This window comes from Asticcacaulis sp. P4_H10 (assembly GCF_056400965.1).
Genome location: NZ_JBFUKH010000001.1, coordinates 103,422 through 120,212, shown reverse-complemented (window position 1 = coordinate 120,212; position 16,791 = coordinate 103,422). Strand labels below are relative to the sequence as shown.

The window sequence follows — 16,791 nt, the reverse complement described above, 5'->3', positions numbered from 1 at the left end:
AAATGCAAAAAAGCCCCGGAGCGATCCGGGGCTTTTTTATGCTTACGCTAAGGGTGTTAGCGAGTACCGGCTGTGGCCGTACCAGCCGCGTCAAGCGCCGCCGCCTGAGCCTGCAGCTTAGGCAGGGTTGCCGAGGCGAAGGTCTTGGTCGAGGTATCGGTCGCCGAGGACGCGTAGGACGAGAACAGGGCCGTGGCCTTGTCCAGCTCGGCGCCTTGCAGTTCGACATACTTCTGGTCGAAATCCTTGCCGGTCACCGACTGAAGATCAGCCAGCTTCTGCTTGTATTCCTGCGGCCAGGCCTGGTCGAAGTGCATGTCGGCGGTCGAGCCCTGGATGGCCTTGATCATCTCCTGGCGCGTCGCCGTACCGTCGCTCAGCAGGGTCTGGGCCGCCGTCTTGACCTCGGCATCGGTTGAAGTCTTCAGGGCGACCTGGGCAGCAGCAACGCCAAACTCATTGGCAAGATAGGCTTGCTGGATAAAGTCCTTAGGCGCCGTCGTGCCGGCGACGGTCGCCGTATCGGCCGCGACCGGCGGAACAGCAGGCTGGGCCGGCGAAGTCGGCGCGGCAGCCTGGTCCGTGGTCGGCGTTTGCTGGACCGGCGGTACGGCCTGGGTGTCGGCAGCCGTTGGGGCTGCAGCGTCCTGGGCAGAGGCGCCGAAGGCGGCAGCCGTCATGACAGAAGCCAATATAGCGGTGGCGGTATATTTGAATTTACGCGTCATCGCGAATCCTTTCGAGTATATCTGCAATAAATGAACGCATTTACGCCAATCAAGGCATCACGTCCGTCGGGAATGCAGAGATTAAAGGATAGAATTGTTGCGAATGTGACCCCGGCGCAACTTCATCATAAGGATAAAGGCGGAATATTTTCTGAAAAAATAAATAACGGATATGGATTTTGTTTAAAAATGCATAATTTTGGCGAGTCTATGGCGGGTGTAAGGAAATCCTGAGGCCCGCCGTCCTTATCCACAGATCGCTACCTTGCCTTGGCGGGCTTGGCGGCGACCTCGTCGCTCGTTTTCTTGAAATAGGTATTGAGGGCGACGGCGGCGTCGGGATGCCCTTCGCAGCAGTCTTCGACCATAAACCCGACCAGCTCGGAGAAATGGGTGAAGTTAGCGCGATAAATGATCGAGCGGCCATCGCGATAGGCCGTCAGCAGGCCGGCGCCGGTCAGGATGCTCAGGTGCGTGGAGGCGGTATTGGCGGGGATGCCGACACTCTGGGCGATCTTGCCTGCGGCAATACCATTCGGGCCAGCCTTGACGATGGTGCGGAAGACATTCAGGCGGCCAGGATGGGCCAGGGCAAAGAGATTAACTACCGCATCGTCATTGGTCATAATTCAGCCTTTTGGGAAATAACCCTAAACGATGAGTATCTATTACGAAAATTTGGAAATATAAAGGCGCGCGAGTCCGCGCGCCTATAAAAATATTGTTATATGGCCGCAGCGAATTGCGGCTTGATTTTTGCTCCGCATCACCGCCTTCGCCTCACGCGTTTTGGCGTGCCATTTAGGACGCCATGCGCAGCGGCGCCTCGTCCATCCGTTCCAGCCAGGCGGCGACGTTGCCGGAGTCGAACAGGCTCTGCGGCATCTTGGACAGGGTGTCGATGCGGGCGGCCATTTCAATGTAGATTTCTTCATAGGCGCGGGCGATATTCGCCATGGCCACATGCGTTTCGCGCGGATCATCGAAGAACCAGTCGACGATCACGGGCTGGCCGCCACGGCAGGCCGGCCATTGGCCATCGGCCGGATGACCGTGGGACAGGCGGATGATGACATCGAAGACCGGGGCGTGCTTGCCGATATGCGCTTCGACGGGCTTGGTCGATACCCAGCCGGTGTTATACGGCATCCGGTGCAGCATAGCACGGGCATAGGGAGAAATGTCCGATGCCGGATCAAAACCGGCGGAACTGGCTTCGAACCGGCCGGCGCCCAGACGGTTCAGCAGGGCTTCCGCGAGGATCGAACGCGCCGAATTGTGCTCGCAGACGAACAGAACATTGATGGGACCGGATTTCTTTTTCATACGCTCGCCCTTATTACCGGTGCTTTCTGTACCGGCCTATAAGAGCATGTAAGCACACACTCATTATTCCATGATTTATGAATTGGGTAAACGCAGGTTAATCTTGCTGCGAACGCAGGGGCAAACGCCGTGACAAACGACAATCCGGACTGGCATCTGACAGCCGTCGCTGACTACTGGGACACTGTAGCAAAGCGTTATTTGGAGCTGTTTCGCGATGAGTTCGATGGCAAGCCATTCGACCAGGGCGTCCTGCGCGCATTTGCCGCCAGCGTCCCGCCGGGCGGGCGCGTGCTCGATGCCGGCTGCGGTCCCTGCGGACACGTGGCGCGGCTGCTGGCCGATCAAGGCCTGGATGTCACAGGCATCGACGTCTCACCGGTATGCATTGCCCTGTCCAAAACCGAAGAACCGCGCTTAAACTTCGAGATCATGGATATGGCCGCCACGGCGTTTCCGGACGGCCATTTCGACGGCATCATTGCCTACTACGCCCTGCATTATCATCCGCGCCGGCATCTCGCCGGTCTCATCCAGGAATTGGCCCGCATTATCCGGCAGGGCGGCCGGCTGCTGATCGTCGCCAAGGAAGGCGACGGCGAAGGCTGGATCGCCGACCCCATGGGCATGGCTGACAAGGTGTTCTGGAGCGCCTGGCCGGCGGACAACCTGAAAGCGCTCGTCGCAGCCAATGGGTTTTCTGACGTCATGTGCGATGCGCGCGCACCGCTGGCGCAGGAAATCGATGTGCGACGGCTCTATCTTACGGCACGTGGCAGATTGTAGCCCACCAAGGCATTGCTGGAGCGGTGTATAGTTTCGGCAAGGCTTGCCTGCGATACGGCGACCTGCCCCAGTATCCAGGGTGTCAGCACGGCGAACTGTGCCGCCGCGATCTGGGCGGCCAACAAGCCCGGTGGAATAGGCGGCAGATCCATCACCTCCGCCGCCTCGCCCAGCCTGCGCTCGATCAATCCGGCCAGCACACTCAGCATGATGTCGCGTGCCGGCAGGTAGAAAAGAACCCGTCCCAGCGCCTGCCGTTCGCGGAAATGCTGCAACCACCAGCCGAGGTGGGCAGGCACGTCGCGCGATCCGATCACCGATGCCAGTGCCCACATCGGGACAATGAGGCTGTCGCGCAACAGGTCGTTTTTGGTACGGAAATGCTCATAAAGGGTCGACCGGCCGACGTTGGCCCGCTCGGCCACCGACGCCACGGAAACCGACGGATAGTCTTTTTCGAACATCAGCTGGATGAAGGCTGCGCGTATCGCCTTGCGCGTCCGCTCCTGGCGGCGATCCAACGGCTCACTGACAGACATTTAGCCCCCTTCGTCCGCTATCAAACAATTGCTCTGCCATAGTTGGCCGTGGCGCGCACGCCTTTTGATAGACTGGAGCCACTTCCCACTGTCAGGACCATCTCATGGAAACGCCCTTACGCCTCAATGCCCCGGCCTACGGCTGGTTGCTGGCCATCACAACGATTGTTTCGCTTGCCGTCATCGCGCACCACCCCATGGCCGACCTGCACGACCGGGCACGCGGGCTCGAAAACGTCGTCGCCCTTGCCGGGCCGGCGCAATGGGTGCACGGCAGCGCCATCGCCTTCGTGCTCATGTTTGCGGTCGGTTTCTCCGGTGTTGCCTGGCGGTTGGGAATTTCTCATCCCCTGGTTATGACGGGATGGCTGAGCTATGTCTGTGGAGCCATCGTCATGATGGCCGCAGCCCTGTTCGATGGTTTCATCATTCCCGACATAGCCGGAAGACTGGCGGCAGAACGACAGGCGGCCTATGACCTGATCACCTTCTGCGGCATCATGATCCAGGCCTTCGCCAAACTTGCCTTCGCCCTCCAGGCCCTGGGCGCCGTAGCACTCGGCGGCGCGTTCATGCACCGGCCCGGCGTCCAGCGCTGGATGGGCTTCTTTGCCATAGCCGTCGGCGGACTGTCCGGCGCCTTTATCCTGACAATGCCGACGGGTTTCGATGTCGAGCGGCTTCTGATCTATATGGCGGCGCAGTCCATCTGGCAGCTTGTCGCGGCGGTGTGGATGATCCGCATGACGCCGTCGCAGGCTAGTTAAGTCAGGCCGAACGCAAAAACGCCTGCCGCGAGGAGGGCGGCAGGCGTTTTCAATATAGCGATCAGGCTGCGCGCTATTAAGCGGCGACAGTGCCCGACTGATCGTGCGGGTCGCGCAGGACGTAGCCCCGGCCCCAGACGGTTTCGATGTAATGGTTGCCGTCGGCGGCGACTGCCAGCTTCTTGCGCAGCTTGCAGATAAACACGTCGATGATCTTCAGTTCGGGCTCGTCCATGCCACCGTACAGGTGGTTCAGGAACATTTCCTTGGTCAGGGTCGTGCCCTTGCGGAGCGACAGCAACTCCAGCATTTCGTATTCCTTGCCCGTCAGGTGGACTCGGTTGCCGGAAACTTCAACGGTCTTGGCATCCAGGTTGACGACGATGTCGCCGGTGCGGATGACCGACTGAGCATGGCCCTTCGAACGGCGGACAACGGCGTGGATGCGCGCGATCAGCTCGTCCTTGTGGAACGGCTTGGTCATATAGTCGTCGGCGCCGCCGCCGAGCGTCTTGACCTTGGTGTCGATTTCCGACGTACCCGACAGGATCATGACAGGGGTGTTGACCTTGCCAACGCGCAGTTGACGCAGGACTTCAAGGCCGGACATGTCAGGCAGGGAAAGGTCGAGCAGGATGAGGTCGTAGTCGTAGATCTTGCCCAGATCCACGCCTTCCTCACCGAGGTCGGTCGTGTAAACGTTGAAACCTTCCGACTTGAGCATCAGCTCGATGCTCTGAGCGGTGGCGCTGTCGTCTTCAATCAGCAGTACGCGCATATAAGCCCCTCCCGGCTTGTGGGAACAGATCGGCCCAGGCGGGATGCCTGTCCTGTTAACTTTCATGCTAAACAGGAAATCCCTACAGATTCGTTAAGCTTAACACCTCCCCTCGGGTAAGGTGATTTGCGAATCGGGGGCAAGAGTCCGGAGTCAAGAAAATAGACAGTTCACAGGATTTTTACGGCCATTTTTTGGCAATGAGTCTTTGAAATCACACACTTAGGCGTGATGACCCGGGCGAAAAATTCTGTGCGCAAATCGCCAAACAGGCGAAAAACGGCGCCCTTTCTCTCGAACTGTGCCGTTAACCTGTGAAAAAATCCGCCACTTTTCCGTCATAAATATTGCCAAAAATGCATAAGAGAGCCTGAAGAGCGGCGCTCAAGATCTTAAATCAATATAAGCCGATACCRCAAAGCAATGGCTGCGCAAACGTTTTCATTTGCAAATGTATGCGCCGACACTATGTATACAAGTGCGCTCAACTATAAGTTTTCTATGAGCCATCTCAGAATAGATAAAATAACCGGTCGTTTTTGAGATCACTTTTACAAGCCCCGTTATTTGCAAGGCGCGGTCGTCAATTCATTAATTTTCAAGACTCGATTTGTACACTTGCTCACAAATATAAGGAGCGGACCGACATGAGTAAGAGTACCGCGTTGATTATCGAAGATAGTCAAACCCAGGGAGAATTTATTGGCCGCATGCTGGCGCGCGAGGACTGGAACTACGTCCTGTGCAAGGAGATCAAGGCCGCACGCGATCTTTTACGGTATGAAAAAGTCCAGTTGATGTTGATCGACATCTACCTGGCCGAAGAAACCAGCCTGCCGCACATCCCCGCCTTGCGCGAAGCCGCGCCATCGACGCCGATCGCGGTGATGAGCGCCGGCACCCAGACAGAGGACGTTACGACCGCGCTCAATGCCGCGCGCGGCGCCGGTGCGGACTTTGTCCTGCGCAAGCCGTTCAATCCGGAACAAATCCGCCCCATCCTGACCAGCGCACGCATTGAACAGACGCGCGGTGGCCGCCGCAAGCACGCCCTGGTCGTCGATGACTGCCGCTTCGTACGCCACCACACCATCGACGTGCTCGACAAGGCCGGCTATCGCACAAGCGAGGCCAAGACGATGGAAGAGGCATTCAGGAATATCGACATCGCCCACGTCGACCTGGTCGTCAGCGACATCTTCATGCCCGGCATGGGCGGGATTGAAGGCATCAAGCGCATCAAGACGACCTGGCCCCGCGTCAAGGTCATCGCCATGTCGGCCGGCCTTGAGCTGCGGCTGCCAACCGAAAAGGCGCTGCTGGCCGCAAAGGTGGTCGGCGCCGATGGGCAGTTGCCCAAGCCGTTCGAAGATGGTGTGCTGACCGATATGGCCGGATCGCTGCTCGGCTAAACCAACGGTGTAAAGCCGCAGTCGATAAGATAATTATAGGTGCCGTCATAATAGTCAGGCGGGCGCGTGGCGTCCGCGCCATCGCCCTTCGGCACAAGGACGACCATGCCCTGCCGTGCGCGGGTCAGGATGACGCGATAGGCATTGCGCAGATACAGCCGGCGGAAGCGGTCATTGATCGCCTGCCAGCGCGTGCCTTTGAAATTCCACCCTTGCCAGCCGTCATTGTAACGCAGGTCGGCATCCCAGCAGACAGCGGAGTAATCGAGCTCTAGGCCCTGAACGTCAAACTCGCTGGCGACCTCTTCCATATAGAACGACGAACGCACATCATTGCGATCGTTGAGGAACCAGTTGGCCGGGTCTATTCCCGCCTTGACGTGTATGCCTTCCGGCCGCAGGCGGTGCGCGCCCGACGATGCCACCAGACCATAGCGCTCCGAACCGCGCGCCGTTGTCCTCAGCCAGTCTTTTGCGGCCTTGAGGTCGCGCGTCACGAACAGCGGATATTGGCTAAGTTTCTTCGACGCTTCCCTGGCCGCCGCACCTTCTCCGTTCAGCACGTGCGCAATAAAGGCCGATAAGGTTTCGGCGCGGAAGGAGCGCATCGACACGCTCAGGTGCAGGTCTTCGTTCAGCGTCACATGCGCCTGATCGATAAACGCCCGCGCATCGGCATTCAGGCCATAATCCGGCTGGACGATCTGCGCCGAGGCATGGACCTGCCAGTGCGGGAAGCGATCGCGGATCGCTGCCATCCATTCCGACAATCCGGCCTCGCCTGTGTTGATCTCCTGACCACCGCCGATCAGGCAGACGACCGTGCACCAGTCGGGATGGCGATCCATGACGCTGAGCAGAAACTCCGGCTCAGACATGTCGAAATCGGCCACGCCCTTCTTGCGCTGCATGAAGCTCGATGCCTGCGCGCGGGTCCAGGCGCGCTGGGCCTCATCGAAGACGACCACATGGTCCGATGGCGCGGCCTGGCTGCGCGTGGCGTATTCGTCGCGGAACTCGTGAATGTTCTGGATAAAGGCGCGCACCTTGCCATGGGCGAAGGTACGTGACGTCTTTTCGCGTTCGGCCTGATCGCGCGCCAGCGCCTGCTGCAGAACCTGAATCAGCGGGCCATTACCCGTCAGATATGTGGCGTGAGCGGTCTTGTCCTCGCTGCGCTTGGTGGCGACATTCAGTCCCGCCAGCGTCTTGCCGGCGCCCGGCACCCCCGTAATAAAACAGATGGCTTTGTGGCCATGCGCCCGCGCCGCATCGATCACCTGCCCGATCGCCGCTTCTGTCCTGGTCAGATTGATGGCACCGGCGTCGCGCCGCGTGATCTCCTCGACATTGTGATTGGCATAAAGCGCCTGCGCCGCCTGGATGATGGTCGGCGTCGGCCGGTAACCGCTGGCGGCCCAGGCTGTTGCGTCCATCGTCACATGCCGATGATGGGCGCTGGCCATCCGGATAATGTCGGCCAGGTCGATGACGCTGGAAAGGACTGGCCTGGCCACCTGTCCCAACGCCATTTCCAATTGCACGGCGCGCGCAGCTTGCGCCTTGGTCGGCACCAGGACCGGGATGATCGACAGTGCGTGGCTACCTTCGTGGAAGTTCTTGAGATCGAGCGCGTAGTCCTCGACCTGCTCGATGGCGTGGAGATCGAAAGTCTCAGAGCCGACCTTGAACTCGATAACGAAGATGCAGTCGCCAATGACCAGCACAGCATCGGCGCGCTTGCCCATGCGCGGGATCGAAAACTCGAACGCCAGCGTATAGGCATCGATCGCTGCCAAGGCGTTGCGCAGGATGCGTATCTGCTGAAGCCATGCACCGCGCTGTTCGATCTCGAGCGCGAAATTGTGCCGGCGCGTCAACTCGCCCAGAATATGATCGTCGGAATCGCTTTCGAACTTGGTGCGATCGGCTGTGTAATAGGCGCGCATGGCCCCTCCCTGCAGCCGACATGTCTGCCAGGTTGCAATGCATCGCGCAAGACGACTTGCCGAATGGCAATCCGATACCAATCTTGGGCAGACTGGGAGGCTTCATGACCGTCACCACTGCGTTGAATGGCTATATCCGCCGCGACCTCAAGCCGGATGGACCGGTGCTGATCCGCGTCAATGGCCCCGCCGACGGCGTCATGCCGTGGGAAGCCGCCCCGCCCGTCGATATCCGCGATGCCCGGGCGTTACAAGCAAGCGCCAGCGAAGACGCCTTCCTGAAAGACCATGGCTTTGTGCTGCTGCCGCACAAATCTGCCGTGAATGACTGGGATTCCGGCGGTGCCACACCCTATGCGCAGAACGAGATCGCGCGCATCTACATGCCGGAGATCGACGCCGTCATCCGCGAGCGCCTGCTGCCGGGGGTACCGCTTGAAATAGAACAAGGCCCTTACCTTGTCCGTCGTGGCCCTATCACCGCCGGCTACGCCCAGGGTATACATAATGACTATGGCCTGAGGCCCGGCGACTACCAGGAAAGTCTGGAGGCCTATTCAACGCCGGAATATGCGGCGGCATGGCGGCAAAGGTTCGAACGTCCGGAGGTCGCCGGCTTCATGGTCATCAACTTCTGGCGCACCGTCCATATGGATGCGCCGCTGAAGCACATGCCGCTGGCCGTCTGCGATCCACATTCCGTCAGAAAAGAAGACAAGGTCCATGCCGCTCTGGTCGGCTTTGCCCCGACCGGCAAGAACACCAACCAGTTGTCGCTGCGCTATGCACCCGATCAGCAGTGGTGGTACTATCCCGACATGACGACCGAAGAGGTCCTGGCTTTCAAGATTTTCGAGTATATGAAAGACAGCCCGGATGCCGCGCCTGGCACCTGTTTCCATACCGCCTTTGCCGATCCAAACACGCCAGCTGATGCACCGCCGCGCAACAGTTGCGAGCATCGCGTCGGCGTTTTTATGATGCGTGAGTAGCGCTTTCCAAAAAAGTGTGACGCCGTTTTCGGCTTAAAAACGCGACACACAAAAATCTTGCGCGCGCAAAATTACCTGACTAAAGTCAGGTAATGCAAACGCAGATTCAACAGGTTCGCCGCTTCAACCGCATCGTCTCGCAGCGCGCGGGCGTGCTCGACAGCTCTTATCTTGGTCAGGGACGGCCGCTAGGCGAAGCACGATTGCTGTTCGAAGTCTCGGATGACGGCTGCGATGTGCGGACATTGCGCGACCGGCTGGGGCTCGATTCCGGCTATGTCAGCCGCCTGCTGCGGTCGCTGGAACGCGAGGGGCTGATACGCGTGTCGCCGTCACAGGAGGATCGCCGCATGCGCCGCGTCGAATGGACCGACGCCGGGCGCGACACCGTCGCCACCTATGACCGCCTGTCCGATGAACGCGCCACCGGCATTCTGGCGCCGCTCGACACCCATCAACGCGACAAACTCGTCTCGGCCATGGCCGAGGTCGAGCGCCTGCTGCGCGCCGCCACTATTACGGTCACTACCGAACAACCCGATAGTCCCGCCGCCCTCGCCTGCCTGGCGGCCTATGGCGCAAACCTGGCGCAGGTTTTCGAGGGCGGTTACGACCCTTCCGACGACGGCCCGCCGGATCACGACGATTACCGCCAGCCGCAGGGCGCTTTTCTTATCGCCTGGCTCGACGGCCAGCCGGTCGGCTGCGGAGCCTGGAAACGCCTCGATGCCACCACCGGCGAAATCAAGCGTCTGTGGACAGATGAAGCCGTGCGCGGGTTAGGGCTTGGCCGGCGCCTGGTGCGTACACTGGAAGGCATGATCCGCGATGCCGGCATGCCTCAGGTGCAACTCGACACCAATCGCGTGCTGGCCGCCGCCCAGGCGCTATACCGCGCAGAAGGCTATAAAGAGATGCCGGCCTATAATGACAGCCCCTACGCCCATATGTGGTTTCGCAAGGACCTTTGAGCTACTGCCTTAACGAACGATGGCGGCGATGGTCGGCGTCGGAATATGCGCCTTCAAGGGCTTGCCTTCACCGGTATAATAGAAGCCCGCGACCTTAAAATGATCGCCTTCCCGCTCACAGCGGAACACGGGATTATGGTGCCAGCGCACGTCCAGACGCACATATGCGCCCTCATAAAGTCCCGCTTGATTTCCAATAGCCTGGCTCTCGAACATTCCCTTACCCCGCGTTCGAACACGAAAACAGAAGCTGACGATAGGGTGCTTCGCGCCATCTGTCAGCAAATATGTTCACTTTATGTTCTCATTTCCACAGCTATTTTGCTTGCGTGGTTTTGCGAGCAGGATAGTCTCACGCGATACATCTCACGGAGGACGACATGACGGCATATGGCAAGGTAGGCTTTGCAAGTGGTCTGCTGGTTATGGCGCTGGCCCTGACGGCGGCTGACGAAGCGCCCAAGCCAGCGCCGGGCCCTCAGGAGATTGTCGACGCAGCCCCCGCTTCGGCCTGGAGCGCCATCAAAGCCGATGACCTAGTGGTGATGAAACTGGCAGATGGCGCCGAAGTGGTCTACCAGCTGGCGCCCGACTTCGCCCCCGTCCACGTCGCCAATATCCGCGAACTCGTCCGTTCGGGGTATTTCGACGGCGCGTCCATCCTGCGCGTCCAGGACAACTATGTCGTCCAATGGGGCCGGCCCGACGAGGATAAGACTCAAGCGACGGGCATCAATAAAACGCCACCAGCTGAGTACGAGGTCGCGGGCACGTCCAAATCCTTCAAAGCCCTGCCGTGGCGCGATGCCTATGCAGCCAAGACCGGCCATGTCAGGTCGTGGCCCGCGGCAACCGACGGCAGTGCGACCTGGCTGGTCCATTGCTACGGCATGATCGGCGTGGCGCGCGGCAATAGCCCTGATACCGGCGATGCTACACAGCTTTATACGATCATCGGCCACGCCCCGCGCCATCTCGACCGCAACCTGGCCGTCGTCGGGCGGATCGTGTCTGGCATGGATGTGCTGGCCGACCGCCCGCGCGGCAGCGAGGCCCTGGGCTTTTACAAGGGTGACGCCGAACGCATAAAGATCGTCTCGGCGAAGATGGCCTCGGACATGGGCACCGGCGCGCCATCATGGCAGGTACTGGACACAACCTCGCCGTCTTTCGAGGCCTGGGTCAAGGCGCGCGCCAGCCGCTCAGGCGCTTTCTTCGTCCGGCCGGCCAATGCAGTCGATATCTGCAATGCCCAGCCCCCCATTCGCAAAACACCGTGATTTCAACTGAAAGTATAGTTTTACTGCTCGACTTAACCTGACGTTAACTGGAAAAATTCATCCTTTGTGGTGAAAAGTGCAGCGTATGGTGGCGTATATTGCCGTACGGGTTACAGGGTGGGAGTAAAAGACATGTTCTTCAAAGCCATAAATACAGATGACAAGGCCATTATCGCAGCATTGAATGCGTCTCAGGCCGTCATCGAATTTACGCCCACGGGCAACATCCTGACGGCCAACGCCAACTTCCTGAATACGGTCGGCTATAGTCTCGCCGAAATTCAAGGCAAGCATCACGGCCTGTTCTGCGAGCCCGATTACGTCAAGGGCGCGGAATATCGCGAATTCTGGGCTGGGCTGGCGCGCGGCGAGTTCGCGTCAAACACCTTCAAGCGGTTCGGCAAGGGCGGCCGGGTCGTCTGGCTGCAGGCGACTTACAATCCCATTCGCGATGCCTCGGGCAAGGTGGTCAAGGTCGTCAAATTCGCTTCGGATATCACGGAGACCAAGCGGCGTGACATCGACTTCGCCGGCAAGGTCAACGCTATTTCGCGCGCCCAGGCGGTCATCGAGTTTTCGCCGGACGGCATCGTCTTGACCGCGAACGACAACTTCCTGAATGCCGTGGGCTATACCCTGCCGGAAATTGTCGGACGCCACCACAGCCAGTTCTGCGAAAAAGAGCAGACCCAATCGGCGGACTATGCCCGCTTCTGGGATGCGCTGAGGCGCGGCGAATTCCAGGCGGCCGAGTATCGCCGTCTCGGCAAAGGCGGCCGCGAAATCTATATCCAGGCGACCTACAATCCGATCTTCGACGACACCGGCGCCGTGGTGAAGATCGTCAAGTTCGCCACCGATATTACCGAGACCGTGCGCAAACGGCAGCGTGGCGCCGAACTGAACGCCGAATTGGGCTCCGTCGTCCACCGCATTACTGACGCGCATGAAAAAGCATCGGTGGCGTCGACGGCATCGACCGAGACCGGCGCCATCATCAACAGCGTCGCCGCCGCCGCCGAAGAACTGGCACAAAGCGTCCGGGGTGTTTCCGACAGCATGGGCAGTGCGCGCGAAAGCGTCGCCGGCGTCTTCAAACATACCGAAGTCGCCAATACGTCGGCGGAATCGCTTAACAAATCGGCGGCGGCCATGACGAACATCGTCACCCTGATCCAGGACATTGCCGGCCAGATCAATCTGCTGGCTTTGAATGCCACCATCGAGTCGGCCCGCGCCGGCGAAGCTGGCCGCGGCTTTGCGGTCGTGGCGTCCGAGGTGAAGAATCTGGCGAATCAGGCGGCCAATTCGACCAAGACGATCGCCAGCGAAATCACTTCGATGCAGTCGGTCACCGAAGAGGTCGTAGGCGCCCTCTCGCTGATTTCTACGTCGATGGATTCGGTTATGGAAAATGTGACTTCCGTTGCCGCGACGCTTGAGCAGCAGACCTCGGCGACACACGAAATTACCGGCAACATGCAGGCGGCAGTCGTTGCCGTCAGTGAGATCAATGAGAGCCTCGACAATATCAGCGTCACCTTCTCGCAGGTGGCGGAAGCATCGGAATCGGTGAAGCGGGAAATGGATCTGCTGAACGCGTAACGGACGTTTTCGACTTATGGGGGTGAGGAGCGCCGCTTTGCTCTTCGAGCAAAGCGGATGAAATCAGTACTAAATGTACTGATTTCCGCGGCGAACGCCCGGAGCCATGCGGAGGGCAGGCCTGTGGCCCCAGGTCTTCCCTGATCCAGTACAAAAGCCCTGCCCCTCAAAAGGGCAGGGCTTTTATAATGGAAAAGTAAAGGCTTGTGGGGTCCCAAGAAACGTTCTTTGGCCCCACGCCCCGTAATGCTACAGCGTCAGTTTCACCGCGTCCGGATGCACTTCCGCCCCATATTGTTCACGCAAGGCCGCCTTCATCACCTTGCCCGTCCCCGTATGCGGCAGCTCCTTGACGATGATCATGTCCTCAGGAATCCACCAACTGGCGACGTGCGGCGCAATAAACGCCTTCAGCTCCGGCCCGGTCAAAGTCTTGCCCTCACGCAGCACGATCAGGTATCGCGGCCGCTCGCTCCACCGGCTGTCGGCGCGCGCAATCACTGCCGCCTCAAGTACCGCCGGATGGCTCATGGCGACATTCTCAAGTTCGATCGAACTGATCCACTCGCCGCCTGACTTGATAACGTCCTTCGACCGGTCGACGATGTTCATGAAGCCTTCGGCATCTATCGTCGAAATGTCGCCCGTGCGGAACCATCCATCGGCCGTAAACTGGCTGCGATCGGCATTGTTGTAGTAGCCGGACGCGATCCACGGCCCGCGCACCTCAAGCTCGCCACGTGACACGCCGTCCCACGGCAGCGGCTTGCCATCGGGGCCGCTTATCCGCATCTCGATGCCGAACGGCGCGCGGCCCTGCTTCAGTTGCAGCTTCATGCGCTCGGCCGGCGGCAAGGCGCCGTGATGATCCGACAAGACACTGATCGACCCTAGCGGCGACGTCTCAGTCATCCCCCAGGCATGGACGGTCAGGGCCTTGTGCGCCGTAAACCGCTCGATCAGGGTTTGCGGACAGGCCGCGCCGCCGACAACGACACGACTCATCGGCGCAATCGACTGCCCGGCCTGGTCAGCATGGTTCAACAGGTTCAGCCAGATGGTCGGCACGCCGGCGCCGATGCTGACCTTCTCACCGTGAATGACTTCCAACAGCCCCGGCCCATCCAGCCGCGGCCCGGGCAGGACCAGCTTGGCGCCAACCTGCGCCGCCGCATAGGGCACGCACCAGGCATTGACGTGGAACATCGGCACCACCGGCAAGACGCACTCACCCGGCGCGATGCCGAACAGACCCGGCTGGTTGACACCCATGGCGTGCAGCACGGTCGACCGGTGCGAATAGAGGACGCCCTTGGGGTTACCTGTTGTGCCGGAAGTGTAGCACATGCCCGACGCCATGCGCTCGTCGAACTGCGGCCAGTCATAATGGTCGCTCTCAGCCGCAATCAGGTCTTCGTAACACAGCGCGTCGGGGAAACCTTCCGGCATATGGGCGCGATCGCACATGAAGACGATGCCGCGCAATTGTGGCAGGTGCGGCCGCAACCCTTTGACCAGCGGGGCGAAACAGGCATCGGCAAACAGATAACGCGACTGGGCGTCGTTGAGGATAAACGCCAGCTGTTCCGGGAACAGGCGCGGATTGACCGTGTGCAGGACCAGCCCCACGCCCGGAACGCCGAAATACAGTTCGAAGTGGCGATGGTTGTTCCACGCCAGGCTCGATATCCGGTCACCCGCCGTCACATTCAGCCGCGACAGGGCATTGGCCAGTTGACGCGTCCGCCGCGCCGCCTCGGCATAGCCATAGCGGTTGAAACTCGAATCTTCGTTGCGCGACACGATCTCCGTGTCGGGGTGATACTTGGCCGCGTATTCCAGCACTCCGGAAATAAGCAGCGGCGCGTCCATCATCAGGCCGTGCATAGGCGTTTCCCTGTAAAATACCCTGCGCTCATGTCCGGCGCGTTTGACGTCGAAGGTACGCTTTAATTTCCGTTCACGTCAAGTTTCATCGCGCCGGAACGTCTAAACGCCACCCTCAGTAGCGCCCGGAACACGCGACACGCAACCTTGAATTTAATCTCTGGTTAACCATTTTTAAAAACAATCCATGCCATATGTTACCCAACTGGACACGGCGCTCCTAACATAACCAACCGATTGCACGGTCAGCGCGTATCTGCGGCCTCTCAACAGGACTTTGAATGCTCTTCTCGTCGACTGCCGCGCGCGACAGCCAATCGATTCTGGCCGCCCTTAATGCCTCCCAGGCGATTATCGAATTTGCCCCGGACGGCCGCATCCTGATGGCAAATGACAACTTCCTGAGGACCACGGGCTACGCATTAAATGACATTGCCGGCAAGCATCACCGCATGTTCGTCGCTCACGCCTATGCCCGCACTGACGACTATGCCCGCTTCTGGCAGAAGCTCGGCGCAGGCGAGTATCAGTCCGGCGAATTCAAGCGCTTCAGCAAAACCGGCGAGGTGCTCTGGCTGCAGGCCAGCTATAATCCCATCCGCGGTCGTAATGGCCGCGTCGTCAAGATCGTCAAGTTCGCTGCCGATATCACGGCGTCAAAGCTGACCGACATCGACCGCAAGGGCAAGATCGAAGCCATCGGCCGCGCCCAGGCGGTTATCGAATTCACGCCGGACGGCAAGGTCCTGACCGCCAATGACAACTTCCTGAAGGTCATGGGCTATGGCTTGCGCGAAATCGAAGGCCAGCCGCACAGCCTGTTCTGCGATCCCGACTATGCGCGCTCTGCCGCCTATGCCGAGTTCTGGGCGAATTTAAGGGCCGGCAAGCTCCAGTCCGACGAGTTCCGCCGCGTCGGCAAGGGGGGCCGCGAAATCTTCATCCACGCCAATTACAATCCGGTCTTCGACGATACCGGCCACGTCATCAAGATCGTCAAGTTCGCCACCGACGTGACCGCGTCAGTCCAGCGTCGCCTGAGGAATGAGACCATCAGCCGCGACATCAATCGCGACCTCGGCGACGTGCTGGGGCAGGTCAATGCGGCGACTTCAATGGCGTCCGGCGCCGGCAGCGCCTCCAGCGACACCCACGCCCTGATCAACAATGTCGCTGCCGCGTCAGAAGAGCTGAGCCAGAGCGTCCAGGACATCAGCCAGAGCATGGCTATGGCGCGCGACGGCGTCGAAAGCGTCTTCCGCCACGCCGAACACGCCAATAGCCAGGCCGGTCAGTTGAACAGCTCGGCCTCGGCCATGACCAACATCGTCACCCTGATCCAGGACATAGCCGGCCAGATCAACCTGCTGGCGCTCAACGCCACCATCGAGTCGGCGCGCGCCGGCGAAGCGGGCAAGGGCTTCGCCGTCGTGGCCTCCGAGGTCAAGAGCCTGGCCAACCAGGCAGCCAATTCGACCAAGACCATCGCTGCCGAAATCGACACCATGCAGACGGTTAGTCTCCAGGTCGTCGAATCCCTGACGGTCATTTCGACCTCGATGAATTCGGTGCTGGAAAATGTCGTCTCGGTCGCGGGCGCCATCGACCAGCAGAACATGGTCACGGGCGAAATCACCTCGAACATGCAGTCGGCTGTGACGGCTGTTGGCCAGATCCAGACCAGCCTCGAACAGATCAACCACACTTTCGGCGCCGTCGCAGACGCGTCCGAACGGGTAAAGCAGGACGTCGAGGCGCTGGTCGCTTAGTC

General features: G+C 59.8%; 16 protein-coding genes. 8 read left to right on the top strand and 8 right to left on the bottom strand.

Annotated features, from left to right (window positions below):
* Positions 1–56: 56 nt before the first annotated feature.
* From AC1DON_RS00485 to AC1DON_RS00475, 3 genes are all read right to left on the bottom strand, one after another.
* Positions 57–728 (bottom strand): DUF4142 domain-containing protein, encoded by a 672-nt coding sequence (locus tag AC1DON_RS00485; RefSeq protein ID WP_476932770.1) that lies wholly within the window; start codon positions 726–728, stop codon positions 57–59.
* 260 nt (positions 729–988) lie between these two features.
* On the bottom strand, positions 989–1,354 hold the full coding sequence (locus AC1DON_RS00480) for an ArsR/SmtB family transcription factor (RefSeq protein WP_476932769.1): 366 nt from the start codon (positions 1,352–1,354) through the stop codon (positions 989–991).
* Between the two features lie 175 nt (positions 1,355–1,529).
* Positions 1,530–2,054, bottom strand: a complete 525-nt coding sequence (locus tag AC1DON_RS00475) for an arsenate-mycothiol transferase ArsC (protein ID WP_476932768.1) — start codon at positions 2,052–2,054, stop codon at positions 1,530–1,532.
* A 129-nt stretch (positions 2,055–2,183) separates the two neighbouring features.
* Between AC1DON_RS00475 and AC1DON_RS00470 the strand changes: the two genes are divergently transcribed.
* Positions 2,184–2,840 carry a class I SAM-dependent methyltransferase gene (locus AC1DON_RS00470; RefSeq protein WP_476932767.1) on the top strand — a complete coding sequence of 219 codons (657 nt, stop codon included), beginning with the start codon at positions 2,184–2,186 and terminating at the stop codon, positions 2,838–2,840.
* Here AC1DON_RS00470 and AC1DON_RS00465 read toward each other — a convergent pair.
* On the bottom strand, positions 2,813–3,379 hold the full coding sequence (locus AC1DON_RS00465) for a TetR/AcrR family transcriptional regulator (protein ID WP_476932766.1): 567 nt from the start codon (positions 3,377–3,379) through the stop codon (positions 2,813–2,815). The genes AC1DON_RS00470 and AC1DON_RS00465 overlap by 28 nt on opposite strands.
* A 104-nt stretch (positions 3,380–3,483) precedes the next feature.
* On the opposite strand from AC1DON_RS00465, the gene AC1DON_RS00460 reads away from it, so the two are divergent.
* Positions 3,484–4,146 carry a hypothetical protein gene (locus AC1DON_RS00460; protein WP_476932765.1) on the top strand — a complete coding sequence of 221 codons (663 nt, stop codon included), beginning with the start codon at positions 3,484–3,486 and terminating at the stop codon, positions 4,144–4,146.
* Positions 4,147–4,222: 76 nt separating this feature from the next.
* On the opposite strand, the gene ctrA is transcribed toward AC1DON_RS00460, so the two are convergent.
* Positions 4,223–4,924, bottom strand: a complete 702-nt coding sequence (gene ctrA, locus AC1DON_RS00455) for a response regulator transcription factor CtrA (protein WP_192621883.1) — start codon at positions 4,922–4,924, stop codon at positions 4,223–4,225.
* A gap of 647 nt (positions 4,925–5,571) precedes the next feature.
* Between ctrA and AC1DON_RS00450 the strand changes: the two genes are divergently transcribed.
* Complete coding sequence (locus tag AC1DON_RS00450; protein ID WP_476932764.1) at positions 5,572–6,336, top strand: response regulator; 765 nt, start codon at positions 5,572–5,574, stop codon at positions 6,334–6,336.
* Here the strand turns inward: AC1DON_RS00450 and AC1DON_RS00445 are convergent.
* Positions 6,333–8,285, bottom strand: a complete 1,953-nt coding sequence (locus AC1DON_RS00445) for a DUF2075 domain-containing protein (protein WP_476932763.1) — start codon at positions 8,283–8,285, stop codon at positions 6,333–6,335. The two genes, AC1DON_RS00450 and AC1DON_RS00445, sit on opposite strands and share 4 nt — an antisense overlap.
* 104 nt (positions 8,286–8,389) lie before the next feature.
* Between AC1DON_RS00445 and AC1DON_RS00440 the strand changes: the two genes are divergently transcribed.
* Both AC1DON_RS00440 and AC1DON_RS00435 read left to right on the top strand, forming a co-directional pair.
* Positions 8,390–9,277 (top strand): CmcJ/NvfI family oxidoreductase, encoded by an 888-nt coding sequence (locus AC1DON_RS00440; protein ID WP_476932762.1) that lies wholly within the window; start codon positions 8,390–8,392, stop codon positions 9,275–9,277.
* 92 nt (positions 9,278–9,369) lie between these two features.
* On the top strand, positions 9,370–10,248 hold the full coding sequence (locus AC1DON_RS00435) for a bifunctional helix-turn-helix transcriptional regulator/GNAT family N-acetyltransferase (protein ID WP_476932761.1): 879 nt from the start codon (positions 9,370–9,372) through the stop codon (positions 10,246–10,248).
* Positions 10,249–10,257: 9 nt separating this feature from the next.
* On the opposite strand, the gene AC1DON_RS00430 is transcribed toward AC1DON_RS00435, so the two are convergent.
* On the bottom strand, positions 10,258–10,464 hold the full coding sequence (locus tag AC1DON_RS00430; protein ID WP_476932760.1) for a hypothetical protein: 207 nt from the start codon (positions 10,462–10,464) through the stop codon (positions 10,258–10,260).
* 164 nt (positions 10,465–10,628) lie between these two features.
* On the opposite strand from AC1DON_RS00430, the gene AC1DON_RS00425 reads away from it, so the two are divergent.
* On the top strand, positions 10,629–11,528 hold the full coding sequence (locus AC1DON_RS00425) for a peptidylprolyl isomerase (protein WP_476932759.1): 900 nt from the start codon (positions 10,629–10,631) through the stop codon (positions 11,526–11,528).
* Positions 11,529–11,660: 132 nt separating this feature from the next.
* Complete coding sequence (locus AC1DON_RS00420) at positions 11,661–13,133, top strand: methyl-accepting chemotaxis protein (protein ID WP_476932758.1); 1,473 nt, start codon at positions 11,661–11,663, stop codon at positions 13,131–13,133.
* Between the two features lie 249 nt (positions 13,134–13,382).
* Here AC1DON_RS00420 and AC1DON_RS00415 read toward each other — a convergent pair whose 3' ends face one another.
* Complete coding sequence (locus tag AC1DON_RS00415; RefSeq protein ID WP_476932757.1) at positions 13,383–15,020, bottom strand: long-chain fatty acid--CoA ligase; 1,638 nt, start codon at positions 15,018–15,020, stop codon at positions 13,383–13,385.
* Between the two features lie 281 nt (positions 15,021–15,301).
* On the opposite strand from AC1DON_RS00415, the gene AC1DON_RS00410 reads away from it, so the two are divergent.
* Complete coding sequence (locus AC1DON_RS00410; protein ID WP_476932756.1) at positions 15,302–16,789, top strand: methyl-accepting chemotaxis protein; 1,488 nt, start codon at positions 15,302–15,304, stop codon at positions 16,787–16,789.
* The last annotated feature ends 2 nt before the right edge of the window (positions 16,790–16,791 follow it).

Bases quoted from the DNA above. Each gene is read 5' to 3' on its own strand.
- AC1DON_RS00410 (WP_476932756.1), top strand. From the start codon at position 15,302: ATGCTCTTCTCGTCGACTGCCGCGCGCGACAGCCAATCGATTCTGGCC.
- AC1DON_RS00435 (WP_476932761.1), top strand. From the start codon at position 9,370: ATGCAAACGCAGATTCAACAGGTTCGCCGCTTCAACCGCATCGTCTCG.
- AC1DON_RS00460 (WP_476932765.1), top strand. From the start codon at position 3,484: ATGGAAACGCCCTTACGCCTCAATGCCCCGGCCTACGGCTGGTTGCTG.
- ctrA (WP_192621883.1), bottom strand. From the start codon at position 4,924: ATGCGCGTACTGCTGATTGAAGACGACAGCGCCACCGCTCAGAGCATC.
- AC1DON_RS00475 (WP_476932768.1), bottom strand. From the start codon at position 2,054: ATGAAAAAGAAATCCGGTCCCATCAATGTTCTGTTCGTCTGCGAGCAC.
- AC1DON_RS00445 (WP_476932763.1), bottom strand. From the start codon at position 8,285: ATGCGCGCCTATTACACAGCCGATCGCACCAAGTTCGAAAGCGATTCC.
- AC1DON_RS00425 (WP_476932759.1), top strand. From the start codon at position 10,629: ATGACGGCATATGGCAAGGTAGGCTTTGCAAGTGGTCTGCTGGTTATG.
- AC1DON_RS00465 (WP_476932766.1), bottom strand. From the start codon at position 3,379: ATGTCTGTCAGTGAGCCGTTGGATCGCCGCCAGGAGCGGACGCGCAAG.
- AC1DON_RS00420 (WP_476932758.1), top strand. From the start codon at position 11,661: ATGTTCTTCAAAGCCATAAATACAGATGACAAGGCCATTATCGCAGCA.
- AC1DON_RS00440 (WP_476932762.1), top strand. From the start codon at position 8,390: ATGACCGTCACCACTGCGTTGAATGGCTATATCCGCCGCGACCTCAAG.
- AC1DON_RS00480 (WP_476932769.1), bottom strand. From the start codon at position 1,354: ATGACCAATGACGATGCGGTAGTTAATCTCTTTGCCCTGGCCCATCCT.
- AC1DON_RS00415 (WP_476932757.1), bottom strand. From the start codon at position 15,020: ATGCACGGCCTGATGATGGACGCGCCGCTGCTTATTTCCGGAGTGCTG.
- AC1DON_RS00485 (WP_476932770.1), bottom strand. From the start codon at position 728: ATGACGCGTAAATTCAAATATACCGCCACCGCTATATTGGCTTCTGTC.
- AC1DON_RS00430 (WP_476932760.1), bottom strand. From the start codon at position 10,464: ATGTTCGAGAGCCAGGCTATTGGAAATCAAGCGGGACTTTATGAGGGC.
- AC1DON_RS00450 (WP_476932764.1), top strand. From the start codon at position 5,572: ATGAGTAAGAGTACCGCGTTGATTATCGAAGATAGTCAAACCCAGGGA.